Origin of the sequence: Myxococcus sp. AM009 (assembly GCF_013372605.1) — a bacterium.
In the GTDB taxonomy this organism is placed as follows: Bacteria; Myxococcota; Myxococcia; order Myxococcales; family Myxococcaceae; genus Myxococcus; species Myxococcus vastator.
In genome coordinates, this window is record NZ_JABXEP010000054.1 from 1 (window position 1) to 20,496 (window position 20,496).

The window sequence follows — 20,496 nt, forward strand, 5'->3', positions numbered from 1 at the left end:
CATGCCCCCCATCCCACCGCGCACCATCTGCCGTAGCCTCCGCCCGCCCGGGCCGCCGACGCCAAAGGCCTCCTCGAAGCGCAAGGCGTCAGGCTCGGGCGGTGACCAGCTCGGCACCTCGCCATACCGCGTGTTCACCACCCACCGGGTGTCACTCAGGCGCACCGACGGCCGCAGGTCCACGTAGGCGTGCCGCTGGGGATACAGCGACGCCACGCTGGGCGGCGTCTGCTTCGCGAACAAATCCAGCGACTGGTCATACATGTACGCGAGCAGCTCCGCCGTGCCCGCCTCCACCTTCGCGCCCTTCGGCCCGCGCACCGTCACGCGCCACGTCTCCTTCGCGCCCGGCCGCAGCGTGTCGCGGAAGGTGGCGAACTCCAGCTGCAGCTCCTTGTCGTCCCAGGGCACGAAGATGGACTTCGAGAAGAGCAGGAACTGGTAGTCACGCACCGTGGACAGCGCGACGGTGAAGCCGCCGCGCAGCTCCGCCGTCACCGGCACCTCCACCACCCCGGAGGACTGGCCCGCGGTGAGCGTGCGCCGGGAGATGCGCCGCTCTCCCTGGTAGATGTCGAGCAGCAGCGGCTGTCCCTTGAAGCCCGAGACGGCCATCAGCCGCACCACCTCGCCCACCCGCGCCGTCTCCCGCTCGGCCACCAGCATCGCGGGCACCGCGAGGGGCGTCGTCTTCCCGGCCACCAGCAGCTCGCGCCCCACGGTGTACGTCTGACCGAACGCGTCCGTCGTCTCGTAGTGCAGCCGGTACGCGCCCGCCTTGAGCGACGGCAGCTTCAGCACGGCCAGGCCCTCGGTGTCGTGCCGCACCGAGCCCGTCGCCTGCTCGGCCCCGTCCGCCCAGGCGCGGAGGGTGGACTCCGGCGCATACGACCCGAACCACCGGGGACGCAGCGCGTCTCCAGGCGTGGGCGTGAACACCGCCTCGGGGTCCTTGTACTCCGACAGGCTGTAGGGCTCATCGGCGGGCAGCAGGGGCTGCGCGGGCTGCTTCAGCGCCACCAGCCGCCACGTGCCCGCGCCCGGCTGTGGCGCGCCGTCCAGCGTGGAGCGCGTCAGCCGGACCTCGGCCGCGACGCCCTCGCGGAGGAACCCCCTGTCCAGGTCCACGCGCGCCTCCACGGCGACGAAGCCCAGCCGGAAGGCCCGGCTGGCCGAGCGCGTCTCGCCACCCTCGTCCGTCGCGTCTGCTTCGATGCGGTAGCTCCACGTCAGCCCCGGCGTGGCCGAGGACCGCTCGTCCGCCTCCGGCGTGAAGCCGATGGTGAAGCCCCCGTCCGCGCCCAGCGGCGACGTGCCTGTCGCCACCACCTGCCGCTGCGAGGCCCCGGACCGCGGGCCCCACCACCACCAGGGCAGCACCGGCTCGCGGTACGCACGCCACCGCACGGCGCCGGACGTCACCGGAATGCCGAAGTAGTAGCGGGCCTCGCCCTGGAACGTCGCGGGCCGGTTGAGGCGCAGCTGCGCCTTCGCGTCCTTCAGCGTCACCTCGAAGGTGGGCCGCTTGTACTCCTCCACGCGAATCCCCGCGCGGCCGCCCGCGTTCACGCGCACGGCCCACGCCCCCAGCATCCCTCCGGTGGGAATCGTGAACTCGCCCGCGGCGGAGCCGAAGTCGTTGGTGCGGACCTCCCGGGACTCCACCACCTGGTGGTTCGGGTCGACCAGCGTCACCTGGAGCGTGCGGCCCGCCAGCGTCTTGTAGCGCGCCTGCTCACCCTGTCCGTGGAAGGCCACCGCCTTCCACAGCACCTTCTGCTGGGGCCGGTACACCGCGCGGTCGGTGAAGACGAGCGCCGAATCGGTGTCCGCGCGCGGATAGCGCACGTAGAACGGCACCTGGCCTGGGTGCAGCAGCGCGTCCCGCCCGGCGCCGGCCACCAGGACGAAGTTGCGGTAGCCCTCGCCCGGAACCGAGTCGAAGGTGGCCGCGCCGTCCGCGTCCGAGAGGATGCGCGCCGCCTCCTTGAAGCCCTTCCCGTAGTCGACGCGGATGAGGCGCAACGGAACCTTCGGGACGGGCTCGCCGGTGTCCCCGTCCACCAGCCGCACCTCCAGCAGGCTCCCCTTCGAGGGCCGCGCGACCATCACCCAAGGCGTCACCGTCAGGTACACCGCGATGATGCGGTTGTTCGTCGCGCGGAAGTCCTCGTGGGCGGAGGCCATGATGACGTACGTCCCCCGGTCCGTGAGCGGCGGCGTGACGAAGGTGCGGTGCTCCCGGAAGTCCTCCGTCTTCGGCAGCGGAACACTCCAGGTGGCCACCGGACGCTGGCCCTTCACCAGGGCCTTCAGCGGCGCGCCCTCCGGCATGAGGTTGTAGTCATTCACCTGGGTCAGCCGCTTCTCCAGGTCAATGGAGTACGCGCGAAAGTGCAGCATGGACACGTTGCGGTGGGTGACCTCGACGGAGCGGCGGCGCGGCCCGTCCGACGCCAGGGCCCCCATGCTGAACTCGGGCGCCTCAAGGGCGGCCATGAGCACGCGGCAGCGCCCGGCTCCCAGGGACTTGGGGTGCGTGGCCGCGCACGCCTTCGCCAGCGCATGGGCACGCACGGCGTGGTCCGCCGCTCGCTCCAGCTCCGCGAGCTGGGCCTGCCCCATGGTCGACCAGGGCACGTCGCGGAACGCGGGCAGCAAGGCGGCCAGGTGCCGCCGGATGCGGGTCCGGTCCGCCGCGTCCGTGAAGTGCTGGTGCAGCACCGCGTAGCGCTGCAGGCGGGCCTCCAGCGCCGACTCGCGCCGCCCCGCGCCCTGATGCCACGCCTCCAGGTCCCCGAGCACCGCCGCCACCTTCATCAGCGGATGCACGCCGGGGTCCGTCAGCGTCACCTTGGGCGTCCCCTCCAGGAGCGTGCCCAGGTCCAGGCGGTACACCTCATTGGCCTGCTCGGGCGGCCAGTGCGAGCTGTCCGCCAGCAGGGACACGCGCAGGTACGACACGGCATCCCGCAGCGTGGAGCGCAGCCCCGCCGGGTAGGTGTTGGGCTTCACGTATTCGGCCAGCGCCTTGAGGGGCTCACCGCCGAGCTGCTGCCGCTGCTTCCACACCTCCTCGTGGGCCCGCTGGGCCTCGGCGAGAATCTCCGCGTAGGTCCACGCCTTGAGGTCCACCGGCCCGGAGGAGGCCACGGACTCGCGCTGGCGCACCTCCCAGCCGTAGGCCTGCGCGTAGGTGACGAGCGCGTTCGCGTAGAAGAGGTTCAGCGTGGCGCGAGGCAGCGTGCCCTTGGGCCAGGGCTGCTCGCGCAGGAAGCGCACCGCCGTCTCGTAGCCATGCAGGCCCGTGCGAAGTTGCACCGTGCGCACCAGCGCGCGCGTCCACTCGGCCTCGTCGCCCTTGGCCTTCGCCTGCGCCAGGCGGGCCTCGGCGGCCTGCGCGGCGGCCTCCAGCTTCTGCGCTTCGACCATCGCGTCGATGGCCTTCCACGAAGGCGGCGCCTTGCCCTGCCCCAGCGCGGGCGAGGTCAGCAGCAGCAGGGCGAACAACCAGAAGCGAACGAAGGGTGCGCGGGTCCAGGGGGTCCGGTGCATGTCGGCACTCTAGACACAGCTGGACACCCGAACGTTCCACAATGAACGTCAGTTCGCCTCCGGGGCCTCTGGCGCACGGCGGCGAAGCCCCACCAGGTAGACCTCCATGCTGGCGCCGCGCGTCGCCTCCGGCCGGACCACCTTCACCTCTTCGAAGAGGGCGCGGATCTGGTCGCGGAAGTCCTCGAAGTCCCGGCCCATGAAGACCTTGGCCACGAAGGACGAGCCGGGCCGGCCCCGCGCCGCGGCCAGCTCCAGCGCCTTGCCCGCCAGCCGCAGGCTGCGCGCCTCGTCGGTGGCCTTGATGCCACTCGTCTTGGGGGCCATGTCGGAGATGACGGCGTCGAAGGGGCCGGCATGGAGTTCGGTCAACTTCGCGTCGAAGTCGTCCGCGAGCACGTCCAGCACCGCCGTCTGCACGAAGGGCTGGCTGAAGGGACGGATGGCGACGATGTCCACGCCGATGACGCGGCCCTTCGGCCCCACGGCGTCCGCCAATATCTGAAGGAAACCTCCGGGCGCCGCCCCCAGGTCGAGCACGACGTGCCCTTTCTTCACCATGGGGAAGCGCTTGATGAGTTCATCGACCTTGAAGGCCGAACGTGCCCGCAGGCCTTCTTGCTTGGCCTTCTGGAAATAGTGGTCTTTAGGACGGTAGGGCTTGCCCATGTCAGGGGGGCTCCCTAGCATCCGCTACTGTCTTCGGGAAGCTGGAGCAGTCGCGGGTGTCACTACCCGTGCAACGGCCAGTCCGGAGGACGTTGGATGGGCACGACCCGGAGCGTGATGACGGCGCTGTGCATCTCCCTGCTGTCGGCTGGGGGCGCCGCCTACTGCTATACCCGCGCGGACGCCCTCCAGGTGCAGGGCCAGTGGCTGATGGAGCGCGGCACCGCCCAGGCGGAGGACTACGCGGCCCGGTTCGACGGCGCCGCGGCGGATGCCCAACTGAAGACGTTCGCGGAGCGCCGGGCCATCCTGGAGAAGGCGCACGTGTGGCAGCGCGGGATGCTGCTGGGCGTGCTGGTCGCTTCGCTGGCCACCGTCTGCGCGTACCTCCTGTTCCTCCTCAAGCGGCTGAACGACCAGCTGCTCGATGCCACGGGCAGCGGAGCGCACGAAGCCGCCGCACGGGAGCCCGCCTCCCCGGAGCCCGTCCAGGCGTTGATGCCCAGCCCGCAGCGCTGAGCGCTCGCCGCGGGGCGTGGCCCGCTGGCACAATGGCGTCCCCGTTTCATGGAGGAGGCCATGCCCGGCTGCGCGCACTGTGGACACCGGCTGGACATCATCGCGAACCAGGTGGGCCGGCGTGATGAGTGCCCCCACTGCGGCGAGGACATCCGCTCCTGCCGCAACTGCCGTCACTTCGACCTGGGCGTGGCGAAGGAGTGCAAGGAGCCCTTCGCCGAGGTGCCCAAGGACAAGGACTGCGCCAACTTCTGTGAGCTGTTCCAGATTGGCGAGGGCGGCCTCCATGAAAAGGAGAGCCGGGACGCCCTGCTGAGCGCCGCGGAGGCGCTGTTCCGCAAGAAGTGACGCGGCCCGCCGCCAACGAAGCCCCGAGGCGGGGCGCTATAGTCCGCGGCCTCCTGAGAGCGGGGTGCGGATGCGGTGGTTGAAGAATCTGTACGTCCAGGTGCTGCTGGCCATCACCGTGGGCGTCCTCCTCGGCTGGCTGCGGCCGGACCTGGGCGAGTCCATGAAGCCGCTGGGCGACGGCTTCATCAAGCTGGTGAAGATGATCATCGCACCGGTCATCTTCCTCACCATCGTCGCGGGCATCGCGAAGATGGGCGACCTCAAGCACGTGGGCCGCATCGGCCTCAAGGCGCTCATCTACTTCGAGGTCCTCACGACGCTGGCGCTCGTCGTGGGCCTGGTGGTGGTGAACACCCTGAAGCCCGGCGTGGGGATGAACATCGACCCGGCGCAGATCGACACCTCTGGCATCACCCAGTACCGCGCGTCCGCGTCGCAGCAGGGCACCATCCCCTTCCTCCTGGACATCATCCCGCATGACTTCCTGTCGGCCTTCACCGAGGGGAAGCTGCTCCAGGTGCTGCTCATCGCCGTGCTGACGGGCGTGGCGCTCACCCGCCTGGGGCCCATGGGCCAGCGCGTGCTCGACTTGTCGGATGACCTGGCGCAGGTCTTCTTCGGCATCGTCGGGATGATCATGAAGCTGGCGCCGCTGGGCGCCTTCGGCGCCATGGCCTTCACCGTGGGCAAGTTCGGCGTCGAAGCGCTCAGCTCATTGGGCCGGCTGCTCATCGCCGTCTACGTCACCTGCGCCCTCTTCGTCTTCGTGGTGCTGGGGCTGGTGGCGCGGCTGTCCGGCTTCTCGCTGTGGAAGCTGCTGCGCTACATGCGCAGCGAGCTCTTGCTGGTGCTGGGGACGTCGTCATCGGAGTCCGCGCTGCCCCGGCTGCTCAAGCGGTTGGAGACGCTGGGCTGCGACCGGGGCGCCGTGGGGCTGGTGCTGCCCACCGGGTACTCGTTCAACCTGGATGGGACGTGCATCTACCTGACGATGGCGGCCATCTTCATCGCCCAGGCGGTGAACGTGGACCTCACGCTGGGCGAGGAGCTCACCCTGCTGGGCGTGCTGCTGCTCACGTCGAAGGGCGCCGCGGGCGTGACGGGTTCGGGCTTCATCACGCTGATGGCCACGCTGGCGGCGCTCAACGGCAAGGTGCCCGTGGAAGGCGTGGCGCTGCTGCTGGGCGTGGACCGCTTCATGTCCGAGGCCCGGGCCATCACCAACGTCATCGGCAACACGGTGGCGACGCTGGTGGTGGCCAGGTGGGAGGGCGTGCGTGACGACACCGTCATGCACGCCGCGCTCGACAGCGGGCCCAAGCCCCTGGAAGGGCTGAGCCTGGGCCACGGCGCCTGAGCGCGCGCTCAGAAGCCGTAGAGCTTGGAGATGATCTCCTTCATCACCTCGGAGGTGCCACCGCCGATGGTGATGAGGCGCACGTCGCGCCACATGCGGGCGATGGACGTCTCCTCCACGTAGCCCATGCCGCCGTAGAACTGCTGGCAGTCGTAGGCCACGCGCTGGGCCAGGTCGCCCGCGAACAGCTTCGCCATGGAGACCTCCTTCACCGGGTTCTCCTTCCGGTCGAAGAGGTCCACCGCGTGGTACGTCAACCGCTTGGCCGCTTCGATGGCCGTCAGGTGCTCCACGAACTTGTGGCGCCACACCTGGAACTTCATCAGCGGCCGGCCGAAGGCCTCGCGCTCGTTGCCGTACTGGATGGAGTCCTCCATCATCCGCTCCATGCCCGCCACCGTGGTGATGGCGCCCACCAGGCGCTCACCCTGGAAGTTGGTCATGATGTGGTAGAAGCCCTCGTTCTCCTCGCCCAGCACGTAGCGGGCAGGGATCCGGCAGTCCTCGAAGTAGAGGACGGCGGTGTCCGAGGACAGGTTGCCCACCTTGTCCAGCTTCTTGGAGACGCCGAAGCCCTTCACGTCCGTGGGGAACGTCACCAGGGAGATGCCGCCGTAGCCGGCCTCGCCCGTGCGCACCGCCAGGGTGATGAAGTCCGCCCGCGTGCCGTTGGTGATCCACATCTTCGAGCCGTTGATGACGTAGTCATCCCCGTCCCGGCGCGCCGTCGTCCTGATGCTGGCCACGTCCGAGCCGCAGCTCGGCTCGCTCACGCCCAGCGCGGCGATCTTCTCGCCCTTGAGCGCCGGCTCCAGGAACTCGCGCTTCTGCTCGTCCGTTCCAATCTCGTTGATGATGGGCGTGGCCATCTGGCTCTGCACCAGCAGCGCCATGTTCACGCCCGCGTTGAGGCTGCGGCTCAGCTCCTCCGCGAACACCGTCACGTACCAGTAGTCCAGCCCGCTGCCGCCGTACTTCGGGTCGTGGCTGATGCCCAGGAAGCCCAGCTCCCCCGCCTTGCGGAACAGCTCCTTGGGGAAGATGCCCGCCCGGTCCCACTCCAGGCCGTGCGGCGTCATCTCCTTCTCCACGAAGCTGCGCACCGTGTTGCGGAAGGCCTCGTGTTCCTCGGTGAACGGGTGGGGCATGGGGAGTCCTTGATGCAAAAGGATTGATTCTGGAATCAATAACAGGGGCCCCCAGGTGCCACAAGCACCGCCGCCCAGGCACACCGCGCCCCTCCCCGAGGCCAGGGGACGAACGCACCGCGTCGTGTCATTTTCTCCTGCCCGCTCGGCGGACGGCCGTTAGACGTGCCGGGGAGAAGATAGTCCGTACTCCGGAGTATCCTCTTGACAGACAGTTCAGAGGCTGTAGTTTCCGGGCCGCAGACTTTCCATGTAGAAGCCGGCCCGGAAGTGTCTCCCAGGGGACAAGCGCCCCGCGACCGGCAGGAGCAGGACGACCGTGATTCGACGCATGTGGATGGCCGCGGCAGTGGCAGCGGTGGTGACGACGGGCTGTGGCAAGGCCAGCAACAAGCCGGCCCTCCCCGAGCAGACGGGTCCCGCGGCGTTGGGTGTGCGCGCCATCACTCCGGCCACGGAGCTGAGCGCCGACGTCACCCGCGTGACGGGGCAGATCCGCTCGAAGAACGAGGCGGTCCTGGGGCCCCAGGCGACCGGCACCATCGCGAAGATGAACGTGCGGGTGGGCGACAAGGTGAAGAAGGGCCAGGTGCTGGCGGTGCTGGACGCCTCCAACGTCGCCATCAGCGTGGAGCAGGCGCGCGCCGTGAAGCAGGCGGCGGACGCGGCGCTGGAGCTGGCCACGTCCTCCCTGGAGCGCACCCGGAGGGTGGCGGAGTCCGGCGGGGTGGCCGCCGCGGGGTTGGATCAGGCCGTGATTGGCCAGAAGCAGGCCGCCGCCCAGGCCGCCCAGGCCGCCGCCGGGCTGCGGCTGGCGGAGGAGATGCTGCGCGACCACTCCATCACCGCCCCCTTCGACGGCGTCATCACGGCCCGCACGAAGAACATCGGTGACTCGGTGGCGATGACGCCCTCCACGCCCGTGTTCAGCATCGTCGACACGACGGGGCTGGAGGTGCGCGCGCAGGTCCCCGAGTCCGTGGTGGACAAGGTCCGCGTGGGCAGCAAGACGCAGGGCACGTTGAGCCCCAGCGGCGCGCGCTTCGACGTGCAGGTGTCCGTCGTGGGCGCGGTGGTGGACGCCTCCAACCGCACGGTGGAGGTGCTGGCGGACGTGGTCGGCGAGCCTTCCACGGCGCTGCGTCCCGGCGCCCTGGTGGAGCTGGACTTCTCGAGCGCGGGCGAGGCCGACGACAAGGGCCTCTTCCTCCCCACCCAGGCCGTCAGCGCCCGGGGGCAGGAGGGCTTCGTGTGGGTGGTGCAGGACGGCACGGTGCGCAAGCGGGATGTGCGCGTCGAGCGAGTGCTGCCTGGTTACGTCCGCATCCTCCAGGGCCTGGCGGTCGACGAGCGCGTGCTCGCCGACTCCTCCCTGGACGTGAAGGAGGGCACGGCCGTCCGCGTAGTGCAGTGACGCCTGCCCGCCCATTTCAACTTCGGAGCCCCTGAATGCTCAAGACATTCATTACCCGCCCTGTGTTCACCGCGATGCTGATGCTCGCGGTGGTCGTTTTTGGCGTCAATGCCTACCCACGCATCGGCGTGGACCAGTTCCCCGACGTCGAGTTCCCCGTCGTCACCGTCACCACGGTGCTGCCCGGCGCGGACCCGGAGTCGATGGAGAAGAACGTCAGTGACCCGCTGGAGGAGGCGCTCAACACCCTCAACGGCGTGGAGCAGCTGCGCTCCATCAACCTGGAGAGCGTGTCCCAGATCGTCGTCCGCTTCACCCTGGACACCAAGGTGGACGTGGCGTCCCAGGACGTGCGTGACCGCGTCCAGGCCACGCTGAGCAAGCTGCCGGCGGAGATCGAGACGCCGGTGGTGGAGAAGTTCGACATCGGCGCGGCGCCCATCATGACGCTGTCGCTGTCCGGCGCGCTCCCCATCGAAGAGATGACGCGCGTCGCCGAGGACGTGGTGAAGCCGGCCCTGCAGCGTCAGCCGGGCGTGGGCAGCATCGACGTGGTCGGTGGCCGCGAGCGCGAAATCCAGGTCGTCGTGGATCCGGAGCGGCTGAGGGGCTTCGGGCTGGCCGTCAGCGACGTGAGCCAGGCCGTGCGGGCGCAGAACCTGGACGTCCCGGGTGGCCGCACCATGGACAGCGGCCGTGAGCGCGTGGTGCGCCTGACGTCCGAGGCCAAGAGCGTGGACGAGCTGCGCAACATCATCATCGCCAGTCCCAACGGCGCGCCGGTGCGCGTGCGTGACGTGGCCGACGTGGTGGACGGTCCGGAAGAGGCGCGCTCCAGCGCCAAGAGCGGTGACCGCAACGCCGTGGCGCTGGTGGTGCGCAAGCAGTCCGGCTCCAACACGGTGCAGGTGGCCGAGTCCATCAAGGAGTCCCTGGGCGAGGTCAACAGCCTGCTGCCCGAGGGCGTGCGCACGGAGATGGTGACGGACAACTCGCGGTTCATCCGCTCGTCCATCGCCGCGGTGCAGTTCGACCTGGTGCTCGGTGGCTTCCTGGCGGTGCTCATCGTGCTGGTGTTCCTGCGCAACCTGAACTCCACGCTGGTGGCCGCCATCGCGCTGCCGGTGTCCGTCGTCGGCACCTTCGCCGTCATGGCGGCCCTGGGCTTCACGTTCAACATCGTCACGATGCTGGCGCTGACGCTGTCCATCGGCCTGCTCATCGACGACGCCATCGTGGTCATCGAGAACATCGTCCGTCACCTGGAAGAGGGAAAGACGCCCATGGAGGCGGCGCTCGTGGGCACCGGGCAGATCGCGCTCGCGGTGTTCGCCGTGACGCTCGCCATCGTCGCCGTGTTCATCCCCGTGGCCTTCATGGACGGGACGATGGGCATGTTCTTCTACCAGTTCGGCGTCACGGTGGCCGTGGCGGTGCTCATCTCCTACGCCGTGTCCATGACGCTCACGCCCATGCTGTCGTCGCGCATGCTGAGCCACCATGGCAGCCCCACGGGCATCTCCGCGGCGGTGGAGAAGGTGCTGGTCGCCACGGAGACGGGCTACCGGAACATCCTGGCCAGCATCCTGCGGCACCGGGCCATCACCCTGGTGGTCGCCGTGGCGGTGCTCTTCCTCACCCTCTTCATGGCCGGCTTCCTGAAGTTCACGTTCATCCCGGAGCAGGACAACGGCAACATCAAGCTGGCGGTGGAGCTGCCCATCGGCTCCACGCTGCAGGAGACGCAGGCGGAGCTCGACGCGCTGGACGCGCAGGTCCGCGCCCTGCCCGGCATCGACTCCACCTTCGCCACCGCCGGTGGCGGCGTGCAGGAGGAGGTGCACAAGGGTGAGCTGCTCATCAACCTGGTGCCGCTGAAGGACCGCGCCTTCAACCAGGGCGAGCTGAAGACGTACCTGCGCGGCGCCGTCAAGCCTCGCAGCGGCGTCAGCGTCACGGTGCAGGACATCTCGGCCGTGGGCGGAGGCGGCGCCCGCACCCAGCAGATCCAGTTCAACATCCGCGGTGACGACTGGGACGAGGTGGTGAAGTCCGCCGACAAGGTGCAGGCCGCCATGCGCCAGAACCCGGGCCTGGTGGACGTGGACATGACGTTCCGCTCTGGCAAGCCGCAGTACGACGTGAAGGTGGACCGCGAGCGCGCGGCCAGCCTGGGCGTTCCGGCGGCCTCGCTGGGTGCCACGCTGCGCGCCTTCCTGGGGCGCGACAAGTTCGGCGACTACCGCGAGGGTGGCGAGACGTACGAAATCAAGGTGGCCCTGCCGTCGCGGACGCTGGCCTCCGCCGACGCGCTGGGCAAGCTGACCGTGCGCAGCACCACGGGCCAGCTGGTGGAGCTGCGCAACATCGCGACCATCACCCCGGCGGACGGCCCTGTGCAGATCGACCGCGAGTCGCAGAAGCGGCAAATCACCCTGCTGGCGAACCTGGCCTCGGGCTACGCGCTGAGCGACGGCATCAACTTCCTCAACGCGTACGCGGAGAAGGAGCTGCCCAAGACGGTCATCTACGACTTCGAGGGTAACGCGAAGGAGATGGGCAAGGCCGTGGCGGCCTTCGGCTCCGCCCTGCTGCTGGGCATCATCCTCATCTACATGATTCTGGCGGCGCAGTTCGAGAGCTTCATCCACCCCTTCACCATCATGATGTCGCTGCCCTTCGCCCTCATCGGCGCCATTGGCGGGCTGCTCGTCACCGGTCAGGCCATGTCGATGTTCGCCCTCATCGGCATCATCATGCTCATGGGACTGGTGGTGAAGAACGGCATCCTCCTGGTGGACTTCACGCTGCAGCTGCGTGAGGAAGGCAAGACGGCGACGGAGGCCCTGCTCCAGGCGGCGCCCGTGCGGCTGCGTCCCATCCTGATGACGACCATCGCGATGATCGCCGGCATGATTCCGGTGGCGATCGCCAAGGGTGACGGCGCGGAGACGCGCGCGCCCATGGCCATCACCATCATCGGCGGGCTGGTGACGTCCACGTTCCTCACCCTGGGCGTGGTGCCGGTGGTGTATTCGCTGATGGATCAGCTCACCGAGAAGTTCAAGCGGCGCAAGGGTCCGGACGCGACCTCCGGCACGCCGCACGCGGTGGGTCCGAAGCACGGCGCTGAAGCGCCTTCCGTGGCCGCCGCGGCCCGGGTGGAGACCGCCTGATGCGGCGGCCGGATGACAGGCCGGCCGCGCTCGCGAATCGGCGAGGCGACCCGGGCGCGGAGGGCCAGGACCTTCCCGAGGACGGTGGCTCCGAGGAGAGCCACGGTCTGCTGGAGGAAGACGTCGGAGCCTCCACGCCCGAGTCGCGGCGCCTCCACGAGCTGCTGATTGAGTTCAGCCGCTACCGCTCCCTGAAGAACCCGCTGGCGGGCATCTGCGAGGACCTCCAGCTCACGCCCACGCAGATGCATGCGTTGTCGTGGCTGGGGAACGACGGCCCGGTGCAGGTGGGCGTCCTGGCCCTGCGGGTGGGCATCACCCGGAAGACCATCACCGGCGTGGTGGACCGCCTGGAGAGCATGGGGCTGGTGGAGCGGACCCGCGACGTGGAGGACCGGCGCGCTGTCGTCGTGCGCCTCACCGAGCAGGGCAGCAGCGTCTTTGCCCGCATCGACCGGGGCCTGGACGCGAGCCTGCGGCGCGTGCTGAGCCTGATGAGCTCCGATGACCGCGACGCCGTGTTCGGCATCCTGGAGCGGATGCTGGCGCGGCTGACGGCCGAGGCGGAATCGGCCAACCGCGACTCCCAGACGAGCTGAGCGTTTTCCTCTCGCGCGCCGGCCCATGGTTCGGGCCGGCGCGCGCAAGACGCCGAGGGTGTCGCTGGCGCGACCGTGCGCATGCGCTTCCCCGGATGCACACCGCATGACGATGACCGCCATCCTCCTCGTGAGCCTCGCCGTGGGCCTGGGCGCAGCCGCCCCCGCCCGCGCGGCCTCCCCACCCGACGTGGCCTCGCTGCTGGCCTCCCGGTGCAGGCAGTGGGCGTCCACGCCCGACAATCCCTGGGCGCTGGCCCATGGCCTGGCGCTGGACGGCCGGGACTTCCGCACCCGCGACGGCCAGCCCGCGGCGGACGCCCTCATCGCGCGCTACCTGCGCCGGACACCGCCCCCGTCCACCTCCCCCGCCGCCGCGCAGCGGCTCTACTTCGACACCCGAACCGCCAACGGCACGCCGGTGGAGCCTCACCCGGCCCTGCAGCTCAAGGGCCTGCTGCACGCGGGCTACCCGGTGCGCCACCGCTTCAACGCGTCCTGGGGCCCCGTCATGGTGCAGGCGCTGGTGAAGCAGCTGCAGCTCGACTTCCGCCCATCGCTCGGGGCCAGTCCCGAGGGCGCCTGGGCGCTGGACGCCCTGTCCCTGGCGCTGGAGCCCGGCGCCACGTTCCGCAACAGCGAGGGCATGACGGTCCACATCGACGCGGTGATGCGGGACGCGCTCGCCAGGCTGGAGGCCGCCCAGGCCGAGCTGGCCGTGGCGATGCGCGAGGGGAAACCGCAGGTTCCCAAGCGCAAGCAGGGCATCTACGCCCACCCGTGCGGCGGGCTTCACTACTTCCAGGCCGTGGCGGGCTGGGCCCGGCACGCCTCCGTGCGCAAGGCGTGGCGCAAGCGGCTGGACGCGCAGGTGGACGTGCTGCTGTACCGGCTGGACTCCGAAGGAAGGCAGTACGAGGCGGCCCTGGTCAACGCGCCGTTCGCGCACCGGCTGCCCTTGCTGGTGCAGATGTTGAAGTTCCAGGGCCACCTGCTGGAGACGCTCGGACGCTACCGCGACGACACCGGGTGGCGCCCCACGAAGGCCCAGCAGCAGACGGTGGAGCGGGCGCGCACGGCGCTGGAGCACACCGTGCGCCGGCTGGACGCCGGTGGCGCCTTCGACGGGTGGCAGGCGCTGGCCGAGCGGCAGCCGCAGCTCGCGCTGGATTTGCTGGGCGACACCTGCCACGCCGCGCACGGCGAGGCCCTGTGGCGCACGCCCGCCGTCAGTGCCCCAGCCGCGCGAGTTCCTGCGCGGTGAAGCCCGCCTCCTCCAGAATCTCCCGCGAGTGCTGCCCCAACGCGGGCGGCGCGCGCAGCGGCGTCTCGCCCATGCGCAGCGGCGTCAGCAGGTGCGTCACCTCGCGGCCCAGCACCGCGTCCTCCGCCTCCACGAAGAGGCCTCGCGACTGGAGCTGCGCGTCCTTCAGCACGTCGTCCCCCTCCGCCACCGGCTCGATGCAGAGGTCGGAGCCCGCGAAGCGCTCCTGCCAGTACGCCAGCGGGTGCTCGGCGAACAGGCGCGTCAGCTCCGCCTTCACGCGCGCGCCGGGCTCGCCCGGGGCGTAGGCGTCCTCCAGCAGCTCCGGACACCCCAGCCGCTCACACACGCCCGCGAAGAACTTGGGCTCCAGCGCGCCCACCGCGAGCCACCGGTCATCCGACGTGCGGTACAGGCCGTAGCACGCGTAGCCCCCGTTGAGCGCCTCCGTGCCCCGCTGAAGGGCGGCACCCTCCGTCCCCATGTAGAGGCGCGACGCCAGGTGCATGTGCAGGAAGGCCAGCGCGCCGTCCGTCATGGACACGTCCACGAAGCGCCCCTGCCCCGTGCGCTCGCGCTCGTGCAGCGCCGCCAGGATGCCCACCAGCGCGAAGAGGCTGCCGCCGCCAATGTCGCCCATCTGCACGCCGGGAAAGGCGGGCGCGCCGCCGGACTCACCGCCGTAGCCCAGCAGGCCGGCGCGGGCCGCGTAGTTCAAGTCGTGCCCCGCCTTCAGCCGGTCCGGCCCCGTCTGCCCGTAGCCGGAGATGGCGCAGTAGATGAGCCGGGGGTTCTCCGCGCGCAGCACGGACTCGCCCACGCCCAGCTTGTCCATGACACCGGGCCGGAAGCTCTCCACCAGCACGTCGTAGTGGCGCGCCAGCCGCTTCAGCGCCTCGCGGCCCTCGGGCTGCTTCAGGTTCAGCGTCAGGGAGCGCTTGTTCCGGTTGAGGCCGTAGAACAGGCCGCTGACGTCGTCCCGCAGGGGCGGCATCTGGCGGACAGGGTCCCCGCCCCCCGGCTCCTCCACCTTGTCCACGGTGGCCCCCAGGTCGGCCAGCACCAGGGTGGCGTAGGGGCCGGGCAGCAGACGCGACAGGTCCAGCACGCGCAGGCCAGTGAGCGGGAGCGATGACATGGGACATTCCTCGGAAGCTGCGCGTCAGGGGTGTGGAAACGGCCGCGGCGCGCCCCTGTGAAGGAGACGCGCCGCGTGCGACGGAAGTCAGCGGGCGGAGTCTGCTCAGAGCAGCTTCGCGAGCTTCATCGCGAGGCCCATGTCCATGGGCTTGAACTTCAGCTTGCCCTGCATGGCCGCCATCTGCGCGTTGAGCTTCTTCTCGCGAATCTTCACGAAGTCGTCGTTGCTCACGGAGATGGTCATCTTCGCGTTGTCGGCCGCACCTTCCGTCACCCAGCCCTCGGACTTGGTGGCGTCCAGCGTCCACTTCCCGCCGCCCTCACCCGACACGTCAAAGACGATGACGGCGTTGAGTTCCTTCGCCAGCTCCGGCTTCGCCTTGAGGGTCTCCGGAATCTGGTTCTCGATGATGTCCTTCGCGCTCACGACACACTCCTTGGCCTGATCGTTGATTTGAAAATCAAAGACAGGGGGGACCGTAATGGCGCCCCCCCTGGCAGGTCAAGACACGGATGCGGCATCTGTCACGCGCTGGTGGACGCGGCGGTGGGATTCAGCGAGCGGCGAACCATGTCCAACAAGTCGTTGAGTTCGAACGGCTTCGCCAGATGGCCCACCGCGCCGATGTCGGAGGCCTTGCTGCCCACGTTGCGGTCCGCGCTCAGGACGATGAGGGGGATGCGCGCCACCTCGGGTGGCTTCTGCCGCATCCGCTGGGCGAACTCCCAACCGTCCATCACCGGCATCATCAGGTCCAACAGGATGAGGTTGGGCGGTTCGGGTTCGAGCCGGTCCAACGCCTCCTTCCCGTTCCGCGCCCGGCGGATTTCGAAGCCTTCGGCTTCCAGAATCTCTGAAAGGGCTTCCAGGATGTCCGGGTCGTCATCAACGACCAGGACCACCGGGGCCCTCGCATGCTGCGCATTGTGCAAGGTCAGAGCCGTCTCCCGAGGTGCGTCGCTGGGATTCTTCAACCATCCTCCCACACGGCCGCGCAAGAAAATGCGCCCACGCCGCCAGACATGGTCCCACGTTGCAAAACCGACAGTCGCTGCCCACCCTTTCCGTGACCTGATGGACTGGGGGTGTGGAACGTGGCGAGCGTGGGGGAGCTGAAGGCAGGCGACATGGCGGCACCAGGGCTGCTGCTGCTGCCTCGAGGAGGCAGCCCGCGCCTGCTCGGCCGCTCCCTGTTGGAGCAGCTGGGGCTGGAGGCGCTCCCCAGCCGCGTGGGCTCCCTGCCGGAGCTCATGGCGGTGGCGGGCTTCCAGCGGCGCTCCGGCAGCGGGAGCCTCTGGGAGCGGGCCGGCCAGGTGCTGATGGCGGGCGAGGAGACGCTGGAGGACGGCGCGGTGCTGCTGTGGACCTCGCCCCTGGCGTGGGACGAGGCTGGGGTGCGCAGGCGGGTGCGCTACCTGTCCATGGCGTCGCACGACTTGCGCGGCTCGCTGGCCAACGTGCGCTCGTACGCGGCCCTGCTGCTCAACGGCCGCGTGCCCCTGGAGGCCAAGGTGCAGCGGGGCCTGGAGACCATCCTCCGCAACGCGGACCGCTCGCTGGCCTTCTCACAGGACTTCTTCGACGCCAGCCGGGCGGACCTGGGCTCCCTGCCCTGTGAGCAGGAGCGCCAGTCCCTGCTGCCCCTGCTGGACGCGGCGGTGGAGCGGCAGCGCGCCGCGGCCACGGCGGCCCAGGTGGCGCTCGTGTTGGACCTGAAGCCGGCGGAGGCGGTGCCCGAGGTCATCGTGGACGGGGCCCGCATCCAGCACGCCGTGGAGTCCTTCATCCAGTACCAGCTGGCCCGCGCCCAGCCGGGTGAGGTCATCCGCCTGGGCCTCCGCGACTTCGCGCCCAGGGTGCGCGTGGAGGTCCGCCGGGACGGGGCGCCCTTGACGGATGAGGACGCCGCCGCCGTCTTCCAGCGCGAGGAGCGCGCCTTCCGGGAGAAGCGGCTGGAGGACCCCTTGCGCGTCTACCTGGCCCGGCAGGAGGTGGAGGCGCATGGAGGCAGCGTGGGCGTCGAGTCGGACCGAGGCGGCAGCACCCTCTTCCTCACCCTGGCCCAGGCCCCCATCGCGGCGCTCGGTTCTCCAGCAACCATGCAGGCTTGAATCGTCCGCCGGTCTTGCTAGCGGTCGGCGGCGGCCATCGGTATGCTCCTGGCGTCTTCGCGAAGGAGCCGAATGATGGGTTTGAAGGGAATGGAAATCCTGCTGATCATGGGGGTGCTGCTGCTCCTGTTCGGAGCGTCGCGCCTGCCACAGCTGGGCTCTTCGCTGGGAAGTGCGATCCGCAACTTCAAGCGCGGCTTCGGCGGTGAGGGCGAGGATGCGGCGGCGGCCCCCGGGGACAAGAAGGCCTCGGGTTCGCTCTCCAGCGCCTCCGGCGTACAGAACGACGTCGCCAAGAGCCAGACGCCCAGCAGTCACGTCTGAGCCTCCGCCGGGCGGCCGTGGCTCCCGGCAGGACGTGAGCCGTGCCCTGAAACGCGCAACGCCCGAGCCGCCCCTGGAACAAGGGGTGGGCCGGGCGTTCGCTTTTGGCCGTGTGTGGCGTGAGCCTCAGTCGACCACGGCGGTGCCTTCGTACATCCGGTCGAGCTGCGCCTTGTACTTCCGGGTGCAGACCTTCCGCTTCACGCTGAGCTTGGGCGTCAGCTCCTCCGTCTCCTGGCTGAAGTCGTTCTCCAGCACGGTGAAGCGCTTGAGGGTGGCGTAGGGCGGCTGCTGGGTGTTGAGCTGATCCACCGCGGCCTTCACCGCCGCGTGGACCTCCGGACGCCGGGCGTTCTCCGCGTAGGTGCCCACCGGGGCGCCCTGGTCCTGCAGGAGCTTGCGCGCGCCCTCCTCCGACACGGTGACGAGCACCACCAGGTACGGCCGCTTGTCGCCGTACACCATGGCCTGGCTGATGATGGCGTGCGTCTTGAGGGCGTTCTCCAGGTTCTGCGGCGCCACGTTCTTCCCGCCCGCGGTGACGATGAGGTCCTTCTTGCGGTCGGTGATGCGCAAGTAGTTGTCCGCGTCCAGCTCGCCGATGTCCCCGGTGTGGAACCAGCGCTCCGCGTCGATGGCCTCCGCCGTGGCCTCGGGGTTCTTGAAGTACCCCTTCATGACGGACGGGCCGCGGATGAGGATTTCGCCGTCGGAGGCAATCATCACCTCCATGCCCGGCAGGGGCGAGCCCACACTGCCAATCTTGATTTTGTGCTCGCGGTTGATGGTGGTGCCGGCGGACGTCTCCGTCAGGCCGTAACCCTCCAGCACCTTGAGGCCCAGCAGGTCGAAGAAGTAGCCAATCTTCGGGGCCAGGGGCGCGCCGCCGGAGATGAACACGCGCATGTTGCCGCCCAGCTTCTCGCTGATGGCCGCGTGCACCTTGGAGAACACCAGCTTCTTCGCCAGCGCGAAGCCCAGTGTGGCGTACTCGCGGCCCTGGCTGCGCGCCTCGACGTACTCGTCGAACAGCTTGAAGGCCCAGCGGAAGAGCCGGCCCTTGAGGCCCGGGGCGGCCGAGCCGTTGGCCACCACGTTGTTGTAGACCTTCTCGAAGACGCGCGGCACCGACGGCAGCACCGTGGGGCGCGTCTCCACCAGGTTGGCCAGCAGCTTGTCCACCGACTCCGCGACGATGAGCCGGTAGCCCATGCTCAGCCAGCCCGCCTTCACGACCTGCGCGAAGACGTGCGCCAGCGGCAGGAACAACATCACCGAGTCGCCGGGCGTCATCATCCCCACCGACTGGGCGGCCATGGCCTCGAAGGCCCAGTTCCGGTGCGTGAGGATGACGCCCTTGGGGTCACCCGTGGTGCCGGAGGTGTAGATGATGGAGGCGGTGTCCTCCGTGGATACGCCCGCCACCCGCGCGTCGAAGTCGTCCGGACGGGCCGCGTGCTCGGTGCGGCCCTGGGCGACGACGTCGGCGAGCGACAGCTCGGTGCCGCCAGCGACGGGGCCCTCGAAGGCGACGATGCGGCGGAGCGCCGGGCACTCCGCCAGCTTCTGGCGAAGGCGCGTGAGCCGGCCTGCCTGCCGGGCGTCCTTCTCGTCGTTGTCCACGAAGACGAGCGTCGTCTCGGAGTGGTTGAGGATGTACCGGCACTCATCCGGCGTGTTGGACGCGTAGATGGGGACGGTGATGGCCTGCGCGGCGCTGATGGCCACGTCGCAGATGAGCCACTGCAGGCTGGTGTTCGCGAAGATGGCCACCCGGTCCCCGGGTTTCACCCCCTGGGCCACCAGGCCCGCGGAGAGCGCTTTCACCTCGTCCAGGAACTGGGCGAAGGTGACGTCCTGCCAGCGGCCGTCCTTCTTGTGGCATGCGCCCACCGTCGACGCGTTCTTCGCGCGCTGGATGAGCAGTTGGACCAGCGTCGCATCCCCCCCCGCGGCAGCGGGAACCGCCACCTGATTCTCTGCCCTCATCTGAGCTCCTTCTCGATATCGGCTTCGACCTTCTTGGACCACTCCTGCACGCGCCGCCCCTCCGCCGGGTCGTACGCGATGCTGCCTTGCTTCACCTTCTGGATGGCCTCGCGCGCCTTCTCCGCCTTGCCGTCCTTGAGGAGCGTCTCCGCCAGGAAGTAGTAGGCGCGCAGCATCCGCGGGTGCTTCGCGATGGCCTTCTCGTAGAGGCTGGCGGACTTCGCCAGGTCGCGCTTGGGCCAGGGCAGCTCGTAGTAGTAGCGGCCCTTCGCCAGCAGCGGCGCGCCCCGGTCATAGTCCGCGTCGAACTGGATGGCCTTGTCGAGCCGCTCGTTGAACTTGCCCTCGAGCCCCTCGCCCAGCGCCTTCATGATGCCCACGGCCTGGGAGTAGGCGCCGATGCCGGTGGCCGCGTAGTAGTGGCCCTCCACCCGGCCGGGGTTGAGCTTCACCGCCTTCTCACCCCAGTCCCACGTCTGGCGGCCCAGCACCTTCTTCAGCTTCTCGCTTGCCGCCCCGTCCGCCTGCCACTGGAGGATGCGCGCCTTGCGCCAGACCAGCTCGTAGTCCTCCGGCGCCGCGTCCAGCGCCGTCTTCAACGCCCCCTCATAGGCCTTCTCCCCGCCGGGCTCGCCGCGCTTCGCGTACAGCCCGTCAAGCTCGGACAGCAGGGAGGCCTCAGCCCCCCAGGCAGGCAGGCTCAGGAGGAGGCTCAAAGCAAATGAAATCAGGCGCATAAGCGCCGGGCTTAGCACGCGCTTTTGCCTGCTAGCAAACCATGGCGGGTCAAACATCCGCCAAACGACAAGAGGCGGGAGCGGCCCGGAGTGACCCGGTCCGTCCCGCCCCGATGACGCGCCTTCCCAGGTGGGAAGCACC

The 20,496-nt window shown here is 69.5% G+C and carries 17 protein-coding genes; 9 read left to right on the forward strand and 8 right to left on the reverse strand.

Annotation, left to right across the window (positions count from 1 at the left end):
• Nucleotides 1-3,555: MG2 domain-containing protein (locus HV824_RS15535; RefSeq protein WP_255208069.1), on the reverse strand; the 3,555-nt coding region annotated here is incomplete at its 3' end.
• A gap of 48 nt (nt 3,556-3,603) precedes the next feature.
• Nucleotides 3,604-4,245: an RlmE family RNA methyltransferase gene (locus HV824_RS15540; RefSeq protein WP_176419025.1), complete on the reverse strand. Its 642-nt coding sequence runs from the start codon at nt 4,243-4,245 to the stop codon at nt 3,604-3,606.
• Nucleotides 4,246-4,320: 75 nt separating this feature from the next.
• Here HV824_RS15540 and HV824_RS15545 point away from each other — a divergent pair, with 75 nt between their 5' ends.
• From HV824_RS15545 to dctA, 3 genes are all read left to right on the forward strand, one after another.
• Nucleotides 4,321-4,743 (forward strand): hypothetical protein, encoded by a 423-nt coding sequence (locus HV824_RS15545; RefSeq protein ID WP_176423623.1) that lies wholly within the window; start codon nt 4,321-4,323, stop codon nt 4,741-4,743.
• 60 nt (nt 4,744-4,803) lie between these two features.
• On the forward strand, nt 4,804-5,091 hold the full coding sequence (locus tag HV824_RS15550; protein ID WP_176423624.1) for a hypothetical protein: 288 nt from the start codon (nt 4,804-4,806) through the stop codon (nt 5,089-5,091).
• A 70-nt stretch (nt 5,092-5,161) separates the two neighbouring features.
• Nucleotides 5,162-6,451: a C4-dicarboxylate transporter DctA gene (gene dctA, locus HV824_RS15555; RefSeq protein ID WP_176419022.1), complete on the forward strand. Its 1,290-nt coding sequence runs from the start codon at nt 5,162-5,164 to the stop codon at nt 6,449-6,451.
• A gap of 8 nt (nt 6,452-6,459) precedes the next feature.
• Here the strand turns inward: dctA and HV824_RS15560 are convergent, their stop codons facing one another.
• The gene (locus HV824_RS15560) at nt 6,460-7,599 is read right to left on the reverse strand and encodes an acyl-CoA dehydrogenase family protein (RefSeq protein ID WP_176423625.1); all 1,140 of its coding nucleotides are present in this window, start codon (nt 7,597-7,599) and stop codon (nt 6,460-6,462) included.
• 331 nt (nt 7,600-7,930) lie between these two features.
• Here HV824_RS15560 and HV824_RS15565 point away from each other — a divergent pair, with 331 nt between their 5' ends.
• The 4 genes from HV824_RS15565 to HV824_RS15580 all read left to right on the forward strand — a co-directional run bounded on the left by HV824_RS15565 (nt 7,931) and on the right by HV824_RS15580 (nt 14,052).
• Nucleotides 7,931-9,013, forward strand: a complete 1,083-nt coding sequence (locus HV824_RS15565) for an efflux RND transporter periplasmic adaptor subunit (RefSeq protein WP_176419028.1) — start codon at nt 7,931-7,933, stop codon at nt 9,011-9,013.
• 35 nt (nt 9,014-9,048) lie between these two features.
• Nucleotides 9,049-12,189, forward strand: a complete 3,141-nt coding sequence (locus HV824_RS15570) for an efflux RND transporter permease subunit (RefSeq protein WP_176419020.1) — start codon at nt 9,049-9,051, stop codon at nt 12,187-12,189.
• A complete protein-coding gene (locus tag HV824_RS15575) occupies nt 12,189-12,788 on the forward strand; it encodes a MarR family winged helix-turn-helix transcriptional regulator (RefSeq protein WP_176419019.1) in 600 nt (199 codons plus the stop codon). Before HV824_RS15570 ends, HV824_RS15575 begins: the two co-directional genes overlap by 1 nt.
• 106 nt (nt 12,789-12,894) lie before the next feature.
• Complete coding sequence (locus tag HV824_RS15580) at nt 12,895-14,052, forward strand: hypothetical protein (protein ID WP_176423626.1); 1,158 nt, start codon at nt 12,895-12,897, stop codon at nt 14,050-14,052.
• Here the strand turns inward: HV824_RS15580 and HV824_RS15585 are convergent.
• From HV824_RS15585 to HV824_RS15595, 3 genes are all read right to left on the reverse strand, one after another.
• A complete protein-coding gene (locus tag HV824_RS15585) occupies nt 14,018-15,190 on the reverse strand; it encodes a CaiB/BaiF CoA-transferase family protein (RefSeq protein ID WP_176419017.1) in 1,173 nt (390 codons plus the stop codon). The two genes, HV824_RS15580 and HV824_RS15585, sit on opposite strands and share 35 nt — an antisense overlap.
• A gap of 105 nt (nt 15,191-15,295) precedes the next feature.
• Nucleotides 15,296-15,619: an SCP2 sterol-binding domain-containing protein gene (locus tag HV824_RS15590; protein ID WP_176419016.1), complete on the reverse strand. Its 324-nt coding sequence runs from the start codon at nt 15,617-15,619 to the stop codon at nt 15,296-15,298.
• A gap of 98 nt (nt 15,620-15,717) precedes the next feature.
• Entirely contained in the window at nt 15,718-16,095 is a 378-nt protein-coding gene (locus HV824_RS15595) for a two-component system response regulator (protein ID WP_176419015.1), read from the reverse strand.
• 183 nt (nt 16,096-16,278) lie between these two features.
• On the opposite strand from HV824_RS15595, the gene HV824_RS15600 reads away from it, so the two are divergent.
• Together HV824_RS15600 and tatA are read left to right on the forward strand one after the other, a co-directional pair.
• Nucleotides 16,279-17,304, forward strand: a complete 1,026-nt coding sequence (locus tag HV824_RS15600) for a HAMP domain-containing sensor histidine kinase (protein WP_176419014.1) — start codon at nt 16,279-16,281, stop codon at nt 17,302-17,304.
• A 42-nt stretch (nt 17,305-17,346) separates the two neighbouring features.
• Nucleotides 17,347-17,628, forward strand: coding sequence for a twin-arginine translocase TatA/TatE family subunit (gene tatA, locus HV824_RS15605; protein ID WP_176419013.1), 282 nt, complete (start codon nt 17,347-17,349; stop codon nt 17,626-17,628).
• A gap of 126 nt (nt 17,629-17,754) precedes the next feature.
• Here tatA and HV824_RS15610 read toward each other — a convergent pair whose 3' ends face one another.
• The gene (locus HV824_RS15610; protein ID WP_176419012.1) at nt 17,755-19,617 is read right to left on the reverse strand and encodes a long-chain fatty acid--CoA ligase; all 1,863 of its coding nucleotides are present in this window, start codon (nt 19,615-19,617) and stop codon (nt 17,755-17,757) included.
• Entirely contained in the window at nt 19,614-20,411 is a 798-nt protein-coding gene (locus HV824_RS15615; protein ID WP_176423627.1) for a tetratricopeptide repeat protein, read from the reverse strand. Before HV824_RS15615 ends, HV824_RS15610 begins: the two co-directional genes overlap by 4 nt.
• Nucleotides 20,412-20,496 lie beyond the last annotated feature (85 nt).